The sequence below is a fragment of the Streptomyces sp. NPDC107517 genome (genome assembly GCF_055582645.1).
In genome coordinates, this window is sequence record NZ_JBVJPM010000011.1 from 189,728 (window position 1) to 208,492 (window position 18,765).

18 protein-coding genes and 1 tRNA gene are annotated in these 18,765 nt (G+C 71.7%); 8 read left to right on the forward strand and 11 right to left on the reverse strand.

All coding sequences use genetic code 11. From position 1 onward, the window contains the following. Positions 1–43 precede the first annotated feature (43 nt). Entirely contained in the window at positions 44–1,711 is a 1,668-nt protein-coding gene (locus ACZ67T_RS25275; protein ID WP_469987084.1) for a long-chain-fatty-acid--CoA ligase, read from the forward strand. 37 nt (positions 1,712–1,748) lie between these two features. On the opposite strand, the gene ACZ67T_RS25280 is transcribed toward ACZ67T_RS25275, so the two are convergent. After that, positions 1,749–2,585 carry an NAD(P)H-binding protein gene (locus tag ACZ67T_RS25280; RefSeq protein ID WP_469987085.1) on the reverse strand — a complete coding sequence of 279 codons (837 nt, stop codon included), beginning with the start codon at positions 2,583–2,585 and terminating at the stop codon, positions 1,749–1,751. 109 nt (positions 2,586–2,694) lie between these two features. Between ACZ67T_RS25280 and ACZ67T_RS25285 the strand changes: the two genes are divergently transcribed. The 3 genes from ACZ67T_RS25285 to ACZ67T_RS25295 are packed head-to-tail and all read left to right on the forward strand — an operon-like array spanning position 2,695 to position 5,032. Further along, complete coding sequence (locus ACZ67T_RS25285) at positions 2,695–3,126, forward strand: winged helix-turn-helix transcriptional regulator (protein WP_469987087.1); 432 nt, start codon at positions 2,695–2,697, stop codon at positions 3,124–3,126. After that, positions 3,123–4,388, forward strand: coding sequence for a sensor histidine kinase (locus ACZ67T_RS25290; protein ID WP_469987088.1), 1,266 nt, complete (start codon positions 3,123–3,125; stop codon positions 4,386–4,388). Before ACZ67T_RS25285 ends, ACZ67T_RS25290 begins: the two co-directional genes overlap by 4 nt. Continuing rightward, positions 4,373–5,032: a response regulator gene (locus ACZ67T_RS25295; protein WP_469987090.1), complete on the forward strand. Its 660-nt coding sequence runs from the start codon at positions 4,373–4,375 to the stop codon at positions 5,030–5,032. The genes ACZ67T_RS25290 and ACZ67T_RS25295 overlap by 16 nt, the downstream gene beginning before the upstream one ends. Positions 5,033–5,314: 282 nt before the next feature. Here ACZ67T_RS25295 and ACZ67T_RS25300 read toward each other — a convergent pair. The 9 genes from ACZ67T_RS25300 to ACZ67T_RS25340 form a co-directional block, all read right to left on the reverse strand. Further along, positions 5,315–5,388: transfer RNA gene (locus ACZ67T_RS25300), tRNA-Lys, on the reverse strand. Positions 5,389–5,449: 61 nt separating this feature from the next. Beyond that, a complete protein-coding gene (locus tag ACZ67T_RS25305) occupies positions 5,450–6,208 on the reverse strand; it encodes an IclR family transcriptional regulator (protein ID WP_469987092.1) in 759 nt (252 codons plus the stop codon). A 197-nt stretch (positions 6,209–6,405) separates the two neighbouring features. Then, the gene (ehuA, locus tag ACZ67T_RS25310) at positions 6,406–7,176 is read right to left on the reverse strand and encodes an ectoine/hydroxyectoine ABC transporter ATP-binding protein EhuA (RefSeq protein ID WP_469987277.1); all 771 of its coding nucleotides are present in this window, start codon (positions 7,174–7,176) and stop codon (positions 6,406–6,408) included. A gap of 34 nt (positions 7,177–7,210) precedes the next feature. Further along, positions 7,211–7,828: an ectoine/hydroxyectoine ABC transporter permease subunit EhuD gene (gene ehuD, locus ACZ67T_RS25315; protein ID WP_356273610.1), complete on the reverse strand. Its 618-nt coding sequence runs from the start codon at positions 7,826–7,828 to the stop codon at positions 7,211–7,213. A gap of 47 nt (positions 7,829–7,875) precedes the next feature. Beyond that, the gene (gene ehuC, locus ACZ67T_RS25320) at positions 7,876–8,622 is read right to left on the reverse strand and encodes an ectoine/hydroxyectoine ABC transporter permease subunit EhuC (protein ID WP_469987094.1); all 747 of its coding nucleotides are present in this window, start codon (positions 8,620–8,622) and stop codon (positions 7,876–7,878) included. Then, a complete protein-coding gene (ehuB, locus tag ACZ67T_RS25325) occupies positions 8,619–9,536 on the reverse strand; it encodes an ectoine/hydroxyectoine ABC transporter substrate-binding protein EhuB (RefSeq protein ID WP_469987095.1) in 918 nt (305 codons plus the stop codon). Before ehuB ends, ehuC begins: the two co-directional genes overlap by 4 nt. 178 nt (positions 9,537–9,714) lie before the next feature. Further along, on the reverse strand, positions 9,715–11,118 hold the full coding sequence (locus tag ACZ67T_RS25330; RefSeq protein ID WP_469987096.1) for an amidase: 1,404 nt from the start codon (positions 11,116–11,118) through the stop codon (positions 9,715–9,717). A 58-nt stretch (positions 11,119–11,176) separates the two neighbouring features. Further along, positions 11,177–12,064, reverse strand: a complete 888-nt coding sequence (locus ACZ67T_RS25335; RefSeq protein WP_469987279.1) for a D-2-hydroxyacid dehydrogenase — start codon at positions 12,062–12,064, stop codon at positions 11,177–11,179. Between the two features lie 52 nt (positions 12,065–12,116). Beyond that, positions 12,117–12,404: a hypothetical protein gene (locus tag ACZ67T_RS25340; RefSeq protein ID WP_469987097.1), complete on the reverse strand. Its 288-nt coding sequence runs from the start codon at positions 12,402–12,404 to the stop codon at positions 12,117–12,119. On the opposite strand from ACZ67T_RS25340, the gene ACZ67T_RS25345 reads away from it, so the two are divergent. The 3 genes from ACZ67T_RS25345 to ACZ67T_RS25355 all read left to right on the forward strand — a co-directional run bounded on the left by ACZ67T_RS25345 (position 12,403) and on the right by ACZ67T_RS25355 (position 15,138). Further along, positions 12,403–13,221, forward strand: coding sequence for a maleate cis-trans isomerase family protein (locus ACZ67T_RS25345; RefSeq protein ID WP_469987098.1), 819 nt, complete (start codon positions 12,403–12,405; stop codon positions 13,219–13,221). The two genes, ACZ67T_RS25340 and ACZ67T_RS25345, sit on opposite strands and share 2 nt — an antisense overlap. Next, the gene (locus ACZ67T_RS25350) at positions 13,218–13,949 is read left to right on the forward strand and encodes a maleate cis-trans isomerase family protein (RefSeq protein WP_469987100.1); all 732 of its coding nucleotides are present in this window, start codon (positions 13,218–13,220) and stop codon (positions 13,947–13,949) included. The genes ACZ67T_RS25345 and ACZ67T_RS25350 overlap by 4 nt, the downstream gene beginning before the upstream one ends. A gap of 97 nt (positions 13,950–14,046) precedes the next feature. Then, a complete protein-coding gene (locus ACZ67T_RS25355) occupies positions 14,047–15,138 on the forward strand; it encodes an LLM class flavin-dependent oxidoreductase (RefSeq protein ID WP_469987101.1) in 1,092 nt (363 codons plus the stop codon). 73 nt (positions 15,139–15,211) lie between these two features. On the opposite strand, the gene ACZ67T_RS25360 is transcribed toward ACZ67T_RS25355, so the two are convergent. Continuing rightward, positions 15,212–17,110, reverse strand: coding sequence for a putative bifunctional diguanylate cyclase/phosphodiesterase (locus ACZ67T_RS25360; RefSeq protein ID WP_469987281.1), 1,899 nt, complete (start codon positions 17,108–17,110; stop codon positions 15,212–15,214). 457 nt (positions 17,111–17,567) lie between these two features. Between ACZ67T_RS25360 and ACZ67T_RS25365 the strand changes: the two genes are divergently transcribed. After that, entirely contained in the window at positions 17,568–18,764 is a 1,197-nt protein-coding gene (locus tag ACZ67T_RS25365; protein WP_469987103.1) for a M6 family metalloprotease domain-containing protein, read from the forward strand. Position 18,765: the final 1 nt, after the last annotated feature.

Below are 18,765 nucleotides of genomic sequence, written 5' to 3' on the forward strand. Positions count from 1 at the left end.
GAGGTCTCCACTTCTGACGGTACGTCAATTATGGTGCCCGGTCATGGGTCCCATGAGGCGTACCGTCGCGGAACTCGTACAGGAGCGTTGGGGCGACCACCGCCCCGGACTGTGGTGCGAGGACCAGGTCCTCAGTCACCACGAGGTGGCTGCGGGCGCCGCCGCCCGGGCCGCGCTCCTCGCCGACCTGCTGCCCAGGGGAGCGGAGCCGCACGTCGGCGTGCTCCTCGACAACACCCCGGAGTTCCCGCTCTGGCTGAGCGCCGCGGCCCTCGCGGGCGCCGCCGTCGCCGGCATCAACCCGACCCGGCGCGGCCCCGAACTCGCCCGCGACATCCTCCACACCGACTGCCGCGTCCTCGTCACGGAGCGGTCTCATCTGCCGCTGCTCGACGGGCTCCGACTCCCGGGCGTACGCCTCCTGGTGACGGACTCCGACGCTTACGGTGAGCTGCTCGCGCCGTACGAGGGTGCCAAGCCCGACCCCGCGCGCGCCACACCCGAAACCCGCATGCTGCTCTACTTCACCTCCGGCTCCACGGGCGCGCCCAAGGCCGCGATCTGCTCGCAGGGGCGCCTCGCGGCGGCCGGACAGTCGCTCGTCGGCCAGTTCGGCGTGCGCCGCGACGACGTCCACTACATCTGCATGCCGCTGTTCCACGGCAACGCGGTGATCGCCGACTGGGCACCGGCCGTCGCGGCGGGCGCGGGCGTGGCGCTGCGGCGCCGGTTCTCGGCGTCCCGCTTCCTGGACGACGTGCGGGCGTACGGGGCCACGTACTTCACGTATGTCGGGCGGGCCGTGCAGTACATCCTGGCCACCGACGAGCGGCCCGACGACCGTGACAACCCGCTGCGGACGGGCTTCGGCACGGAGGCGGGGGCGGTGGACGCGGCGCGGTTCGCCGAGCGGTTCGGGGTGCGGCTCGTGGAGGGATACGGGTCGTCCGAGGGCGGCGCCGCCATCCAGCGCTCGGCGGCGACACCGGCCGGGGCGATAGGACGGGCGACACCGGGCGACGACCTGGCCGTCGTCGACGCGGCCACCCGTCGGGAGTGCCCGCCCGCGAAGTTCGACACGGACGGACGTCTCCTCAACGGGGCGTCCGCGATAGGTGAGTTGGTCAACCGTGGCCGCACATCCTTCGAGGGGTACTGGCGCAACGAGGAGGCGCACGCACAGCGCGTACGGGACGGCTGGTACTGGACGGGGGATCTCTTCTACCGCGACCGCGAGGGTTTCCTCTACTTCGCGGGCCGCACCGACGACCGGCTCCGGGTCGACAGCGAGAACCTGGCGCCCGCGATGATCGAGAACATCCTCGCCCGGTACGAACACGCCGCCGCGGTCGCCGTGTACGGCGTGCCCGACCCGGTGGCCGGTGACCAGGTGATGGCGACGCTCGCCCTGCGCGGTACCGATCCGGCCGCACCCTTCGACCCGCTCGGCTTCGCCGAATTCCTGCTCTCCCAGGCCGACTTGGGGACGAAGATGGCGCCGCGCTTCGTCCGGATCGTGGGGCGGATGCCCGTCACCGCGACGAACAAGGTGCACCGGGTGGGGCTGCGCCGCGAGGGGTTCCGGTGCGCGGACCCCGTGTGGTGGCGGCCGCCGGGGGAGAGCGAGTACCGGAGCCTCACCGATGCCGACGTCACGGCGCTCTCGGAGGAGTACGCGGCACACGGGAGATCGGAGCTGCTGGACCGGTGAGGCGTGCGCACCTCGGCGTGTGCCGTCTTGCGGCTGCTCAGGCGAAGGCCGCCGCGTTGCGGGCCGCCCACTGCGCGAACGTGCCGGGCTCTCGGCCGAGCAGGGTGCGGACGTCCGGGCTCACCCGCTGCTCGGCGGGGAGCGGCGAGCCGAGGATGTCGAGCGTGCCGTCCACGACCGGTTCCGGCATGAACCGCGTCATGAAGGCGCGGGCCTCCGCGCGGCTCAGTTCGGTGAACCGCACCTCGGCGCCGACCGCCTCGCCGAGCGCCGCGGCCTGCTCGCGCGGCGAGGCCGGCACCGGTCCCGTCAGCTCGTAGGCCCGGCCCGCGTGACCGTCCTCGCGCAGCGCGACGGACGCGACCGCCGCGATGTCCGCCGGGTCGACTACCGGCAGTGCCACATCGGCGAAGGGGGCGGCGACGGTGCGGTCGGCGCGGACGGAGTCGGCCCACGCGAAGGCGTTCGAGGCGAAACCGCCGGGGCGCAGCAGCGTCCAGTCCAGGCCCGACTGCCGCACAGCCTCCTCGAATGCGTGCAGCCTGGCGTGCGAGACGGCGTCGGGCCGCGTCACCGCTCCCTGCGAGGAGAGCAGGACCACGCGTCGTACACCGGCCGCCTTCGCCACGTCGAGCACGGCGGCCGGCGGCTCCCCGGCCTGGTGCAGCTCCGCCCCGATCAGCAGGAACAGCGCGTCGGCCCCCTCCAGCGCGGGCCACAGGCTGTCCGCGTCGCCGACGTCCGCCCGTACGTGGCGTACGGGCAGGTCGGGCGCGGGGCGGCGGGACACGGCGGTGACCTGCTCGCCGGCGGCGGTCAGAGCGGCGACGAGGGGGCGGCCGACGTTCCCGGTGGCACCCGTGACAACGATCATCTTCAACTCCCTTGTACTGAGGGGGCGTTGGCGCCCCGCTCTGTTCTCGGAAGCTAGCATCCTGAGTAAAGTAGGTACCTAGAGGAAAGTGACTTTCCGGGAGGGCTGCATGAGCGGCAGTGCAGGGCGGAAGGACGGGGGGCCCGAGCAGGCCTGCCCGATCTCGCCGGTTCTCGACATCGTCTTCAGCCGCTGGACCACGCCGATCCTGTGGGCGCTCAACGAGTACGGCACCCAGCGCTTCGTGCAGCTCCAGCGTGCCATCGGCACCATCACGCCGAAGGTGCTCACGCAGCGCCTGCGGCAGATGGAGCGCGACGGACTCGTCGTGCGCACGTACTACGCGGAGGTGCCGCCGCGGGTCGAGTACGAGATCAGCGACCTGGGCCGCAGCCTCGCCCCGCTGTTCGCGACGCTGGCCGAGTGGTCGTCCGGGCATCTGCCCCTGGTCGAGGAGGCGCGGGAGAGGTTCGACGCGGGGGAGGGGGCGGGGCCGGCCCCGGTCACCGGGCCGTCCCCGGCCGCCGGACCCGTCCGGTGACCTCCCTCGCCGCCTCCCTGCGCGGCCCCTCCTACCTGCGCGGCAGCGCCCCGTGGCGTGCCGCCGGATATCTCGCGGGAGGGGTGCTCGTCGGGGCGCCGCTCCTGGTCTCGTTCGTGACGCTCGCGGTCGCGGGCGCGGTGCTCTCCCTCGTCCTCGTGGGGCTGCCGCTGCTCGCCCTGCTCGCGCTCGCCGGGGTCCCGGTCGGGGCGCTGGAGCGACGCCGGCTGCGGTACGTGACCGGCGACACGGCGCCCAGCCCGCACCGCACACCGGCCGAGCCCGGCGCCACGGCCTGGCTGCGGCTGCGCCTCGGCGAACAGTCGACCTGGCGCGAACTCGCCTACGCCGCGCTGCTCGCGCTCGTCCTGTGGCCGCTCGACCTGCTGGTCCTGCTCTGCACGATCGGCCTCGCGGGGGCGGTGGCGGCGGCGCCGGTCCAGCTGGTGAGCGCCGGGCACGACACCCGGGTCGTGAAGCTGTGGCTCATCGACTCCTACTGGCAGGCCGGCCTGTGCACCGTCGCCGGGCTCGCCCTGCTGGCGGTGCTCCTCTACCCGCTCGGCGCCTACGCCGCCGCGCGGGCGGCGCTCGCCCGGCTGCTGCTCGCGCCCCGCGAGACGGAGCAGGAGGCGCGGCTCGCGGAGGTCACCAGGTCGCGAGCGCGCCTGGTCGCCGCGTTCGAGGCCGAGCGGCGCCGCATCGAGCGCGACCTGCACGACGGCGCCCAACAGCGCCTGGTCGCCCTCACGATGAGCCTCGGGCTCGCCCGCCTCGACGCCCCCGCGGCGGGACCGCTCGCCGAACGCATCGCCACCGCGCACGACGAGGCGGGCCAAGTGCTGGTGGAGCTGAGGGAGTTGATCCACGGAATCCACCCTCAGGTCCTCGCCGACTACGGGCTCGCGGCCGCCCTCGACGACGCCGCCGACCGCTCGGCCGTCCCCGTCGACACCCGCATCGACCTGCCCCGCCTGCCCGGACCCGTCGAATCCGCCGCCTACTTCGCGGTGTGCGAGGCCCTCGCCAACACCGCCAGGCACAGCGGCGCCGACCGGGCTTTCCTCACCGCACGCCACGAGCGCGGCCGGCTCGTCATCGAGGTACAGGACGACGGAGGCGGCGGCGCCGATCCCGCGCGCGGCAGCGGGCTCACCGGACTCGCCGACCGGCTCGCCGTCCTCGATGGCACACTGACGATCACCAGCCCGGCCGGCGGGCCGACCGCCCTGTCCCTGGAGATCCCGTGCCCAGCGCTCTGAGAGTGGTCCTCGCCGAGGACGCCGTGCTGCTGCGCGAAGGTCTCGTCGGCCTGCTCGCCCGCTTCGGGCACGAGGTGGTCGCCGCGGTCGGTGACGCGGACGCGCTGCGCGCCGCCGTCGCCGAGCACACGCCGGACCTCGTGCTGACCGACGTACGGATGCCGCCCGGCTTCCAGGACGAGGGCCTGCGCGCCGCGCTCGCCCTGCGCACCGACCGCCCCGGCCTGCCGGTCCTGGTCCTCAGCCAGTACGTGCAGCGCTCGTACGCGGCCGAGCTCCTCGACACGGGCGACGGCACCGGCGTCGGCTATCTGCTCAAGGACCGCGTGGGCCAGGTCGAGCAGTTCGTCGAGGCGGTGGAACGGGTTGCCTCCGGCGGCACGGTGGTCGACCCCGAAGTGGTACGCCGGCTGCTGCGCCGCCGCCGCGACCCGCTGGAGCGCCTCACCCCACGGGAGCGCGAGGTCCTCGCCCTGGTCGCCGAGGGCAGATCGAACGGGGCGATCGCCCGGGACCTCGTGGTGAGCGAGGCGGCCGTCGGCAAGCACATCGGCAACATCCTGGGAAAACTGGACCTGCCCCCGGCGGACGATACGGACACGCACCGCAGGGTGCTGGCGGTGCTGGCGTACCTGAGGGCTTGATGCGTACGGGGCCGCAGGCGGGCCCTCGTGTATGGGACGGCCCGGCAAAAAAGTGGCGCCCCCGCATATGTGCGGCCGGCCCGGTACATAGCGAAGGCCCCCCACTCGCGTGGAGGGCCTTCACTGTGTCGGTGCGCCGCCAGGGACTCGAACCCCGGACCCGCTGATGCTGTGTCTTTCCGGGGGGCGACCCCCGGACCCCCGGCCGCCTTCGCCGAGTCGGGGCCGGGCCGGCAAATAGTGAAGGCCCCCCACTCGCGTGGAGGGCCTTCACTGTGTCGGTGCGCCGCCAGGGACTCGAACCCCGGACCCGCTGATTAAGAGTCAGCTGCTCTAACCAACTGAGCTAGCGGCGCCTGCTGACTCGAAAATAATACCTGGTTCTGAGGGGTGCTCCTGACACACCCGCGTGGGTGCCTAGATCGCCAGGGAGAGCAGGACCGGGGCCGCTCCGCGGTTCAGCGTGTTCGCCGCGTGGTGCAGGCGGTGGGCATGCTCGATGGGGAGCGAGAGGGCCAGTGCGCCCACTGAGGAACCGGCCGTGAGCGGGACGGCGGCGCACACCGTGCCCACCGCGTACTCCTGGAGGTCGAGGACCGGCACCGTCGCCGGCTGGGCGTCGAGCTTGGAGAGCAGGACACGCTCGTTGGTGATCGTGCGCGAGGTGAGGCGGGCCATCTTGTGGCGGGAGAGGTGGTCGCGCCGCGCGTTGAGGTCGAGCTGGCCGAGGAGGCTCTTGCCGATCGCGCTGGCGTGCGCCGCGGAGCGGAAGTCCACCCACTCGTTGACCGCGGGGGTCGTGGGGCCCTGGGCGAGCTGGGTGATGCGGATCTCGCCGTCCACGTACCGGCTGAGATAGACCGCCGCGCCCACCGTCTCGCGCAGCCGGTCGAGGGTGTGCTGGAGGCTCCTGGTGAGCGCGTCCTCGCGGCCCTGCGCCGAGCCGAGGCTGGTCAGCGTCTCGCCCGTGACGTACGCGCCGTCGGAGGTCTGCTCCACGTACCCCTCGCGGCGCAGCATGCGCAGCAGTGGGGCGAGCCGGTCGGCGGGCAGTCGGGTCTCGTTGCTGAGCTCGGTGCCGGTGACGCCGACGCCGCGTCGTGCGACGGTTTCGAGCACACGAAGGGCGTGCTGCACCGACTGGTGCTGCGCGATCGGCTCGTGCTTCAGCGCCACGGTATCCCCCTGCAAGGACCGGTTCCGGACAGCTGGCCTCGGTCCACGATAGCTGCCAAGAGGCCTTTGTGGAGCGCCTGTTGGCGACTTTGGTGGCGCGCTCCGGGCCTGTCAGCAGGAACGCGCCACCCTGGCATATGCCAAAGTCATGACCCAGGTTCGGGACCTCGGGACTTAGCAGACCTCACCGATCGTGGTCACAGGACCGCGCTGAGAAATTCCCGCGTCCGCTCGTGCTCCGGATCGCTGAAGATCTTCTCCGGCGGCCCCGACTCGATGACCCGGCCCGCGTCGAACATCAGGACCTGGTCCGAGATGTCCCGGGCGAAATTCATCTCGTGGGTCACGCAGAGCATCGTGATGTCCGTGGTGTGCGCGATGTCGCGCAGCACGTCCAGGACGCCGGCGACGAGTTCCGGGTCGAGCGCGGAGGTGACCTCGTCGAGGAGCAGTACCTGGGGGCGCATCGCGAGGGCGCGGGCGATGGCGACGCGCTGCTGCTGGCCGCCCGAGAGCTGCGTCGGGTACGCGTCGCAGCGGTCGCCGAGCCCGACCATGTCGAGCAGCTCGCGGGCGCGCTGCTCCGCCTCGTCCTTGGAGAGGCCGAGCACGGTGACCGGTGCCTCCATGATGTTGCGCAGGACCTTCATGTTCGGGAAGAGATTGAACTGCTGGAAGACCATCCCGATGTTCTTGCGGACCTCGCGGATGTGCTTCTCGCCCGCCGGGACGAGCTTGCCGCCCCGCTCCTCGTGCGTGAGGTACTCGCCGTTGACCTTGATCGTGCCCTCGTCGGGCTTGATCAGGGTCATCAGGAGCCGCAGGATCGTCGTCTTGCCGGAGCCGGACGGGCCGATCAGTGTGACGTGCTTGCCGGAGTCGACGGAGAAGTCGAGCTCGTCGAGGACGGTGTTCCCGCCGAAGCGCTTGACGACCTTGTCGAAGCGGATCAGCTCGCTGCCGTCCACCTTGGGGTTGGTCTGTTCGTTGGTGAGGTTCGCGTCAGCGGACAAGGCGTCGCTCCAGGGCTCGGAGGAGGAGGGAGGAGGGGTAGGCGATGACGATGAAGGCGACACCCACGACGGTCAGGGCCTCCGTGTACTGGAAGGTCTGGGCCGCTTCCAGGCGGGACCGCTGCAGCAGTTCGAGCACGCCGATCCCGGCGAGCAGCGGGGTGTCCTTCAGCATCGCGATCACGTAGTTGCCGAGCGCGGGGATCACGCGGCGGATCGCCTGCGGCAGGATCACCGCCGTCCACGTCCTGCCGTACGGCAGGCTCAGCGCCCGTGCCGCCTCCCACTGGCCGACGGGCACGGCCTCGATGCCCGCGCGGTAGACCTGCGCGGTGTACGTCGAGTAGTGCAGGCCGATGGCGACGATGCCGGTGGTCAGGGCGGAGAACTGGATGCCCCACTCCGGCAGCACGAAGTACAGGAAGAAGAGCTGCACGAGCAGCGGGGTGTTGCGGATGAACTCGGTGACGACGCCCACCGGCCAGCGCACGAAGCGCGTCGGGGCGCGGAGGGCGAGCGCCCAGACCAGGCCGACGCTGAAGGAGATCAGCGAGCCGAGGACGAGGGCCTGCAGCGTGACGAGCACGCCGTCCCAGAAGTGCGGCATGAAGTCGGCGACGGCCGACCAGTCCCAGGTGTCGGATGCGGTGGTGATCACGCGCCGCCACCTCCCGCGCTGGTGGGAACGGGTGCGGTCTCCGTCGTCCGACGGATGTCGAGCTTGCGCATGATGCCGATTCCCGGGTCAGGGCGCTGGCCGATGCCGGCCTTGGTCTTGCGCTCGAGCGCGCGCATCCCGCGCGTGAGCAGGAAGGCGATCACGAAGTAGATGACGAGGGTGATCGCGTAGATCTGCGCGCTCTCCTGAGTGGCGAGGCGCACCAGGTACGCGGCGAAGGAGACGTCGCCGATGCCGAGCAGCGAGACCAGGGCGGTTCCCTTGAGGAGTTCGACCAGCAGGTTCGAGAACGGCGGGATCATCTCCGGCACGGCCTGCGGCAGCAGGATCAGCCGCATCCGCTGCCAGGGGGTGAAGCTCAGCGCGACCCCCGCCTCGCGCTGGGCGGGCGCCACCGCGCCCAGGGCGCCGCGTACCACCTCGGCGCCGTACGCGCCGTAGGACAGGCCGAGCGCCAGGACCGCGGCCCACATCGGGACCAGTGACCAGCCGGCGAGCTGCGGCAGCACGAAGAAGATCCAGAACATCAGGATCAGCGCCGACGTGCCGCGGAAGACCTCGGTGTAGAAGCCGGCGACGAAGCGCACGATCCACAGCCTGTGGGTGCGGGCCATGCCCACACCGAAGGCGACGACGGTCGCGAGGGCCGCGCTGTACACGGTCAGCTGGATCGTGATCCAGATGCCCGGAAGGACCCAGTGTTCCCACAGTCCCGCTGTCATTTGCACAGCTCCTCTGCGGTCAGCTTCGTCATCTCGGCCTGGGTGAAGCCGAACGGCCGCAGGATGCGGAAGAGCTCGCCGCTCGCCTTCATCTTGTGGATCTCCTTGTTGAAGGCGTCGCGCAGCTTCGTGTCGTTCGAGCGGAACGTGAATCCGCCGCCGTCGACGTGCTTCTTGCCTCCGACCAGGGGCGCGAACGGCTCGGTGTGCTCGGCCTTGCGGCTCTTCTTCGTCACCTCACGCGTGGTGAGTGCGGTGCCGGCGAACACGTCGATGCGCCCTGCCTCCACGGCGTTCAGGCCGGCGACCTGGTCCTGGAGGATGACGATGTCGCTTTCCTTGTAGCCCGCCTCGACCGCGTAGGCGATCTCCGCGTAGCCGGTGCCCGTGCCGAACTTCGCCTTCGCCTTCACGCAGTCCGCGTAGTCGTGCAGGTTCTTCGGGTTGCCCTTGCGGACGATGAAGGAGTCCAGCATCTGGTACTCGGGGTCCGCGAAGATGACCTGCTGGCAGCGCTCCTTGTTGATGTACATCCCGGCCGACACCACGTCGAACTGCTGGGTCTGCAGGCCGGGTATCAGGGAGCTGAAGTCGGTGGCGACGGGCTGGACATGGCCGACACCGAGCCGTTTGAAGATGACCTTGGCGAGTTCGACGGCCTCACCCGTGAACTTGCCGCTGTCGTCGATGTAGCCGTACGGCACCTCGCCCGCGATCCCGAGACGCACCGTGCCCTGCCCCTGGAGCCGGGCGAGAGTGTCGCCGTTCGGTACGCGGCTGCAGCCCGCGGCCCCGACGGCGCCGGCCGCGCCGAGAGCGGTGGCACCGATGAGCAGAGATCGTCGGCGTATGCCCTTTCTGTTGCCTTCTAGGCTTCGTGTTCCTTCTGTGACGTTCCAAATAGGTGGAGCCATGGGCGCGCGGCTACCCGGCCCGACACGACCTATGCGTATCAATTCAAGCCCCTGATGCGAGCGGGGAGTCCAGTGCACGGCAGGGCTGCTCCCGGTACGGATCTGGGGATCCAGGCGTACGGAGATGAAACCGGCGCCGAGCTGAAGCCCGGCGCGGCCGTCGTCGACCTCGCCCTCCTCAGGCGAGCGCAGGCGCCGCAATCCCGGCGATCCCCGCCTCGTACAGGCTGTGCGCGGCACGCAGGACCAGCGCGTCCGCGTGCCGCGCTCCCACGATCTGCAGCCCTACCGGCAGCCCGTCCGCGTCCACCCCCACCGGGACGGTCGCCGCCGGCTGCTGCGTCAGGTTGAACGGGTACGTGAACGGCGTCCACCCCGTCCAGCGCCGCAGCCCCGACCCCTTGGGCACCTCGGCGCCCGCCTCGAACGCCGTCAGCGGCAGCGTCGGCGTCACCAGCAGGTCGTACGTCGAGTGGAACCGGCCCATCCGCCGCCCGAGCCCGGCCCGCACGTCGACCGCCGCGAGATACGTGAGCGCGCTGTACCCGGACCCCTGCGCACAGATCTCGCGCAGACCCGGGTCGAGCAGCGCGCGCTGTGCGGGCGACAGGTTCTGCGTCACCCGCGCCGCCCCGCTGAACCACAGCGTGTGGAACGCCTCCACCGGGTCCGTGATGTCCGGATCTGCCTCCTCGACGTACGCCCCGAGCCCCGCGAGCCCCTCGACGGCCTTGCGGACCGCCGCGGCGACCGCGGGCCGCACCGCGACCTGCCCGCCGAACGACGGCGAGAACGCGACGCGCAGTCCCCGCACCCCGCCGCTCAGCCCGTCGCGGAAACCGCCCTCCACCGGGCCGAGCTGCGACCAGTCACGCCAGTCCGCGCCGGTGATCACGTCCATCATCAGCGCCGCGTCGGCCACGTCCCGCGTCATCGGCCCCACGTGCGAGAGCGTCCCGAACGCGGACGCGGGGTAGAGCGGCACCCGCCCGTACGTCGGCTTCAGACCGAAGATCCCGCAGAAGGCCGCCGGGATCCGCACCGAGCCGCCGCCGTCCGTGCCGAGCGACAGCGGGCCCGCCCCGAGCGCCACCGCCGCCGCGCTGCCGCCGCTCGATCCGCCCGAGGTGCGCGAGAGATCGTACGGATTGCGTGTCACGCCGGACAGCGGCGAGTCCGTGACGCCCTTCCAGCCGAACTCCGGCGTCGTCGTACGGCCCACGAACACCGCGCCGTGCTCGCGCAGCCGCGCCACGGACGGCGCGTCCTCGTCCCAGGTGCCCTCGGCCCGCACGGTGCGCGAGCCGCGCAGCGTCGGCCCGCCGCGCATCAGCAGGATGTCCTTCACCGACACCGGGACCCCGTCCACCAGGCCCCGCGGCTCACCTCTGCGCCAGCGCTCCGCGCTCGCCTGCGCCTGCGCGAGGGCGGTCTCCGCGTCGAGCCGCACGAAGGCGTTGACCGCGGGATCCACCTCCTCGATGCGGCGCAGGACGGCCCGCGTGGCATCGACGGGGCTGAACCCGCCCTTGCGGTAGCCGTCGACGAGCGCTTGCGCGGTCAGCTCGGTGAGCTCGGTCATCCGCTCTCCTCAGGTCGCTCCGGGAGTGCCCGATCCGGGACGTGATGCTTCGGATCGGTCAGTGTCCGGGGACATACCCACGTTTCTTGTCGACCACGTTCGGAAGCGGCTCCCCGGACGCCCATTTCTCGTAGAACTCCACGAACTGGAGCGACAGTTCGTCCCGCCAGCCGACCGTGTCGCCGCTCATGTGCGGGGAGACGATCAGGCCGGGCGCCGTCCACAGGGCGCTCTCCCGTGGCAGCGGCTCGTGCTCGAAGACATCGAGCGCCGCGCCCGCGATCCACCGCTTGGCCAGCGCGTCCGCGAGATCGTCCTCGACCACGAGCTGTCCGCGGCCCACGTTGATGAATCGGGCGGACGGCTGCATCATCCCGAAGAGCCGCGCGTCGAACATGCCCCGGGTGTCGTCGGTCAGCGGCGCCGCGCACACGACCCAGTCCGCGCGGGCCATCAGCCGCCCGAGGTCCGCCGGCCCGTGCACTCCGGCCCGCGCGGTGCGCCCGACCAGCGCCGTCGTGATCCCGAGCGCCTTCAGCGTCGCGACGATCGCCCGGCCGATCGGCCCTGAACCCACCACGCAGGCCCGGGTGCCCGAGACGCGCTGCGTCTCACGGTGGCGCCACTCGTGCTCGCCCTGGAGAGCGAGGGTGCGCGGCAGGTCCTTCGCCATGGCCAGGACGAGCGCGCCCACGTACTCGGCGATCGGCTGGTCGAAGACGCCGCGCGCGTTCGTCACCACCGTGTCCGACGCCACGAGCTCCGGGCACATCAGCCGGTCGACGCCCGCGCTCGCGGTGTGCACCCAGCGCGGACGCGGGCCCTCGCCCGGCCAGGCGCGGCGCACCGCGTCGGACCGGAAGTCCCAGACCAGCAGCACGTCGGCCGAGGGGAGTTGAGCGGCGAGCGTCGACTCGTCGGCGTGCACGACGCGCGCCCGGCCCATGAGCCGGCCCAGGCGCGGCGGAGGGTCGTCGTCGAGCACCAGCAAAGTCACTTCAGACACGTTCGCTCCGGTCGTCGGGCCTCGCACCGGGGGGCATCGGGCCGGGAATCCGGCTGGTCGTCGAGCCGGTCATCGGGACGGTCATCGGCAGAAACCGTTTCGCAACGACGGTCTGCTTCATTGGTAGGAAAAAGTGCGGATTGACCACGCTGGCACCCGAACCTACCTTCGTCAACAGAGGCACTTTTCCGTTGCCCCCGCCCTGTCCCGACGTCCCGGCCCGCCGGCCGGCTCTCCGCAGCATCGTCTCGAACGTCTCAAGAGACTTGGGGCCTGTCATGGACGTCTCCTTCCTCGGCGGACCGCACCCGCAACGCGGTGTCGGTGTCGTCGCACCCTTCGACTTCGCCCTCGACCGCGAGCTGTGGCGCTGGATTCCGGACGAGGTGTCACTGCACCTCACCCGTACCCCGTACGTGCCCGTCGAGGTCAGCCTCGACCTGGCCCGCCTGGTCAGTGAGCACGAGACCCTCGGTGAGGCGGTGCGCGCGCTGAGCGCCGCCGAACCCGAGGTTCTCGCGTACGCCTGTACGTCGGGCAGTTTCGTCGGCGGCATCGCGGGCGAACGCGCCATGTGCGAGGCGATGTTCCGGTCGGGTGAACGCCCCTCCGTCACCACGTCGGGCGCGCTCCTCGAAGCGCTCGCCGAGCTGGGCGCCCACCGGATCGCCCTGGTCACCCCGTACACGCGGTCGGTGACCGAGTCGCTCGAGGAGTATCTGGCCGAGGCCGGTATCACCGTCACGGGCCGCGCCTTCCTCGGCCTGACCCGGCACATCTGGAAGGTGCCGTACCGGGACGTGGCCGACATGGCCAGGGAGGCCGCCCGCCAGGGCGCCGACGCGCTGTTCATCAGCTGCACGAACCTGCCGACGTACGACGTCATCCCGCAGCTGGAGGCCGAGCTGCGGATCCCGGTGATCTCAGCCAATCAGGTCACGGTGTGGGCAGCGCTGCGCAGGCTGGGTACCCGTGCCGTGGGGCCGTATCAGGCGCTGCTGGACGAATCCGCTCGGCACTGGCGGGTTCCCGAGCTGCCGCAGCTGCCGCCGGAGCCGGCCCGTGAGCTGCCGGAAGAACAGGAAGGGTGGGCATGACCGCAGTCGGATTTCTCTACCCGGGACACTCGGCCGAGGACGACTATCCGCGAATCGAAATGCTGATCGACAGCGATGTGAGGCTGTCGGTCGTCCACACGGACATCGGTGAGGACGCGCACCGCGTCGACGCGCTGATCGAGATGGGTTCCCCGCAGCGGCTCGCCGCCGGTGTCGGGGAGCTGCGCCTGTCCGGCGCCGAGGCGGTCGTCTGGGCGTGCACCAGCGGCAGCTTCGTCCGGGGCTGGGAGGGCGCGCACGAACAGGTGCGGGACCTGGCCATGGCCGCGGGCCTGCCCGCCTCCAGCACGTCGTTCGCGTTCGCCCACGCCGTACCGGAGGTCGGCGCGCGCAGCGTCGCGATCGCGGCGACGTACTCGGAGGACGTGGCGGAGCACTTCCGTACGTTCCTGAAGGCGGGCGGCATCGAGGTCGTCTCGGTGCGCGGCAGCGGCATCGTCACGGCGGCCGAGGTCGGCACCTGGGGGTGGCCGGAGGTCAGGGCCATGGCCGCGGCGGGCGATCACCAGGACGCGCAGGCGCTGCTCCTGCCGGACACGGCCCTGCACACGGCGGCCTACGTCCGTGACCTGGAGCAGGAGCTGGGCAAGCCGGTCCTGACGGCCAACCAGGTCACCGTGTGGGAGGCGCTGCGGCTGGCGGGGCGGCGGGTGAACGCGCCGGCGCTCGGCACGCTCTTCACGAAGGAGCCGCTGGTGCAGGTGTGATCCCTGTCAGGCCTTCGGAACAAGGTGTCCGGAATAAACCGGAGCCATCCTCCGTTAAGTCCGGGCGCAGACAGCACCGTACTTACAGGAGGACTCCGTGGCCGGTAACGACGAGATCCGGGCAACCGCCCAGGGCACCGCCCCCGTGCCCCTCTCGGTCCTCGATCTGGTGACCGTCGGCGCCGGCCGCACCGCCACCGACGCCCTGCGGACCAGCGTCGAGATCGCCAAGCTGGCCGAGAGCCGCGGCTTCAACCGCTACTGGGTCGCCGAACACCACTCCATGCCGGGCGTGGCGTCCTCGTCCCCGGCCGTGATCCTGGCGCATCTCGCCGCCCACACCGAGCGCATCCGCCTCGGTTCGGGCGGCGTCATGCTGCCCAACCACGCGCCCCTGGTCATCGCCGAGCAGTTCGGCACCCTGGAGGCGATGGCCCCGGGCCGTATCGACCTCGGCCTCGGCCGCGCCCCCGGCACCGACGGCGCGACGGCCGCCGCCCTGCGCCGCACGGACCGGCTCAACGAGGGCGCCGACGACTTCCCCCAGCAGCTCGCCGAGCTGACCCGCTTCCTCGACGACGACTTCCCGGACGGCCATCCCTACGCCCGCATCCACGCGGTCCCGGGCCCGGTCCAGGCGACGTCCCCCGGCGGCGTGCAGTCCCCGCACCGCCCGCCCGTCTGGCTGCTCGGCTCCTCCGGTTTCAGCGCCCGCCTCGCCGGCGTCCTCGGCCTGCCCTTCGCGTTCGCGCACCACTTCTCCGCGCAGAACACGGTCCCGGCCCTCGACCTCTACCGCGAGTCCTTCAAGCCGTCCGCGGTCCTGTCCTCCCCGTATGCCCTCATCGGCGTCTCCGCGCTCGCCGCGGACGAGGAGAAGGAGGCCCGCCGCCAGGTCCTCGCGGCCGCCCTCAACATGGTCCGCCTGCGCACCGGCCGCCCCGGCCTCGTGCCGACCCCCGAGGAGGCCGAGGGTTACGAATTCAGCCCGATGGAGCGGGAGTTCGTCGACAGCTGGAACTCGAACGTCATCCACGGCACCGCCGACGAGGTCCGCGCCGGCCTCGACGACCTGCAAAAGCGCACCGGAGCCGACGAGCTGATGCTCACCGCCAACGCCCACACCGCCGAGATCCGCCTGCGCAGTTACGAACTCGTCGCCGACGCGTACGGGCTGCCGCAGGCCTGACCCGGCCGACGGGGTGCCGCCTCGCGCGGGGGGAGGCGGCACCCCGCGTTCTTGGAGGCCCGTAGGGAAACCGTCAGGAAGCCGTGAGCAGCGCGGAGATACGATCCGGCGCCACCGGGCGCGAGTACAGCCAGCCCTGGCCCGTGTCGCAGCCGATCTTGCGCAGGCGCGCCGCCTGCGCCGCCGTCTCCACGCACTCGGCGGTGACCGTGAGGCCGAGCCGGTGCGCGAGCTGCACCATGGCCTCGACGATCACGGCGTCCGCGGGGGTCGCGTGCTCGCCGCCTTCGTCGTACTGGAATCCGCGCACGAACGAGCCGTCCAGTTTCAGGACCGACACCGGGAGCCTGCTCAGGTACGCGAGGTTCGAGTAGCCGGTGCCGAAGTCGTCGATGGCGATGTGCACGCCCATGTCGCTGAGCGACTGCAGGGTCTGGAGGGGGCGGCCCGCCGAGCCCATCACCGCCGACTCGGTCAGCTCCAACTGGAGCAGTTCCGGGGCGAGTCCGGTCTCCGCGAGGACCTCGGCGACATCCGCCACCAGGTCCGAGTCCCACACCTGACGCACCGCCACGTTCACGCTCACATAGACCGGCGGGGTCCGGGGGTGCGCCAGCTGCCAGTCGCGCGCCTGCCGGCACGCCGTACGCAGGACCCACCGGCCCAGCTGCACGATCGAGCCGTCCTCCTCGGCCAGTCCGATGAACCGATTCGGCGTGAGCATCCCGAACTGGGGGTGATCCCAGCGCACGAGCGCCTCGACCCCGCGCAGCACCCCGTCGCCCAGATTCACCAGCGGCTGGTACTCGAGGACGAACTCGCCGCGCTCCACCGCGGGGCGCAGGCTCGACGACAGGGCCTGCCGGGTCATCCGGTGCGCGTTGCGCTCCGGGTCGAAGAACGTCCAGCGCGCCTTGCCGTCGGCCTTCGCCCAGTACAGCGTGGTGTCCGCGGCCTGCATCAGGCCCGTCGCCGTCGTGCCCTCCATGTGCCGCTCCACGACCCCGATCGAGGCCGACACGGCGAGCCGCTGCCCCGACAGGTCGAACGGTTCCTGGACCGCGCGGAGCACCGATTCGGCGAGCTCCGCCAGCTGTTCCGTGCCGGCCGAGTCCTCCACGAGCAGCGCGAACTCGTCGCCGCCGAGCCGCGCGACCAGCGGGGCCGCCGCCCCACGGTCGTAGCCGATCCGGTCGGCGCAGCGCGTGAGGCGCTCGGCGACGGCGGCGAGCAGCCGGTCCCCGACGCCGTGCCCGAGCGAGTCGTTGACCGCCTTGAACCCGTCGAGGTCGAGGTAACACAGCCCGATCCGGCCGCTGCCCGCCCCGTCGTACGCGCCCGCCTCCAGCGCGGCGGACAGCCGCTCGAAGAACAGCGTGCGGTTCGGCAGCCGAGTCACCGGGTCGTGCATCTGCAAGTGCCGCAGCCGCGCCTGGAGTTCACGGCGGGCGCTGATGTCGGCGAGGGAGAGCAGCACCGTACGGCCGCCCGGCACCGGCGAGACGGTGACCTGGACCCACACGGAGTGCCCGTCGGGGTGCTTGATCCTGCGGGTGCACGTCAGCCGCGCCTGCCGCCCGCGCAGCACCTCGCGGTACGTGTGCCAGGTGCGGGAGTCGGACGCCAGGTCCACGAGCTCCGCCGCCGTGCGCCCGGTGAGCCCGCCGGGGTCCTCCACGCCGAGCATCGCGGCGAGCGCGGGGTTGGCGGTGACCACCTGGCCCTGGCGGTCCACGACGGCCAGGGCCAGGGGTGCGGCGAGGAAGGCCGAGAGGTAGGGGGCGGGCGGGGGCGCCGGCGGGAGAGGGGGTTCGACGCCGAGCGCCTCGTGGGCCCGGGCGTCCTGGCCCGTGCGTACGGAGCCGGGGGCGGGGGCGTGCGAGGGCGCCGCCATCGCTGCGGAACTCTCCGTGACGGCGCGGCGGGTGGAGTCGGGTGCCGCGTCGGCCGCGGTCGTCGGCCCTTCGGACATTCCGCTCACCGCTCGCTCCCGCAGTGCAGTCGTTCCGGGGGTCCGGGAGGGTTGCTCCCGGGTCATCTCAGCCTGGGTGGCGAACGGCCTTCGCAGCCGGGCCCGCGCAGGAAAGTGTGCCGATCATAGAGGCAGCCCCGAGGCGCGAGCCAGCCTTGCCCGCCCGATCCGCCGGTTCGGCGGCATCCCGGGGTAGCCGGCAGATCGTTTCTGCTCGTGCCCGGCACAGGTTCTGGCCTCCCGCGATCGCGCGTGACGTTCTGTGACCGCCCGGGGTGTCGCCCCCTCACCCGGCCGGGCCAGATAAACAGGGCGTAGTACTACAAACCATCACATTCTGGGTTGGGTGTCCCGCTTTCCCGATCCGGAGGTCGACTTGCCGCGTCCGCTGCCACCCGGGGGAGTGGAGAGACCGCGCCTGCGATCCGTCGGTGCGGCTCTCACCGCGCTCACGGCTATGGTCGCCACCTCCCTGGTCGCGGGCCCTGCCATTTCCGCCCCCTACGCGGGTCCCTGCAGTCTGGAGCGGACGTCGGCCCACCACTCGGAGGGCCTCGACACCTGGAACGGCGCCTATCCGCGCCCGGTCAGGACCCTCAACGCGGTGATGGTCTTCCTCTCGTTCCCCGACGCCCGGCCGACGACGACGCCCAAGGAACTCACCGCCGACTACTTCCCCGCCACCAACGACTTCTACGACCGGGCCTCCTACGGGAAGTTCCACCTGGTCCCGCACCCGCAGCGCCGCTGGCTCCGCATGCCGCACAGCTCGACCTCGTACGCCATAGAGCGCGACTGGGACGCCGCGCACCGCAGCGCCTATCTGCGCGACGCCCTCGCCACGGCCGACCGGCACACCGACTTCAAGAAGTTCGACATCGTCTACTTCGTCGCCGACCCCGACGCTCCGGGCGTCGACTCGGACGCCACGAAGGTCGTCAACTTCGACAAGCCGATGCGGGCCGACGGCAGGGACATCAAGCGCATCGTCACCGTCTTCGAGCAGCACCCGCCCGACCGCAACGTCCTCGCCCACGAGACGGGCCACGTCTTCGACCTGCCGGACCTCTACCATCGGCCGACCGACGGCAAGGGTGACTGGGACACGTATGTCGGTGACTGGGACGTCATGGGCAGTCAGTTCGGGCTCGCGCCCGACTTCCTCGGCTGGCACAAGTGGAAGCTGGGGTGGCTGGAACGGCGGCAGGTGGTGTGCGTGACCAGCAACCGGCGGGTCACCCTCGAACCCCTGAGCGCCGCGCCCGCGCGGCCGGGCGCGGCACCCGGAACCAACGGGGCGCCGTTCGGCGCGGGCCGCGGGACGAAGCTGGCCGTCGTGCGGACCGGCGTGGACAGCGCGATCGCCCTGGAGGCCCGCAGCGCCGACGGCAACGACGCGGCGACGTGCTCCGAGGGCATCCTCGTCTACCGGGTGCACAGCGAGACCGCCTCCGGCAGCGGCCCGGTCGAGGTGCTCGACGCACACCCCGACACGGATGCGTGCTTCGGCGACTCGGTGTACCCGGCGCTCGCGGACGCACCGGTACGGGTGGGCGAGAGCTACCGGGTGCCGGGCGAAAACGTACGGATCAAGGTCGAGGGGCGTACGAGGTCGGGGTCTTGGACGGTGAAGGTGGGCGTGGGCAAGGGCTGAA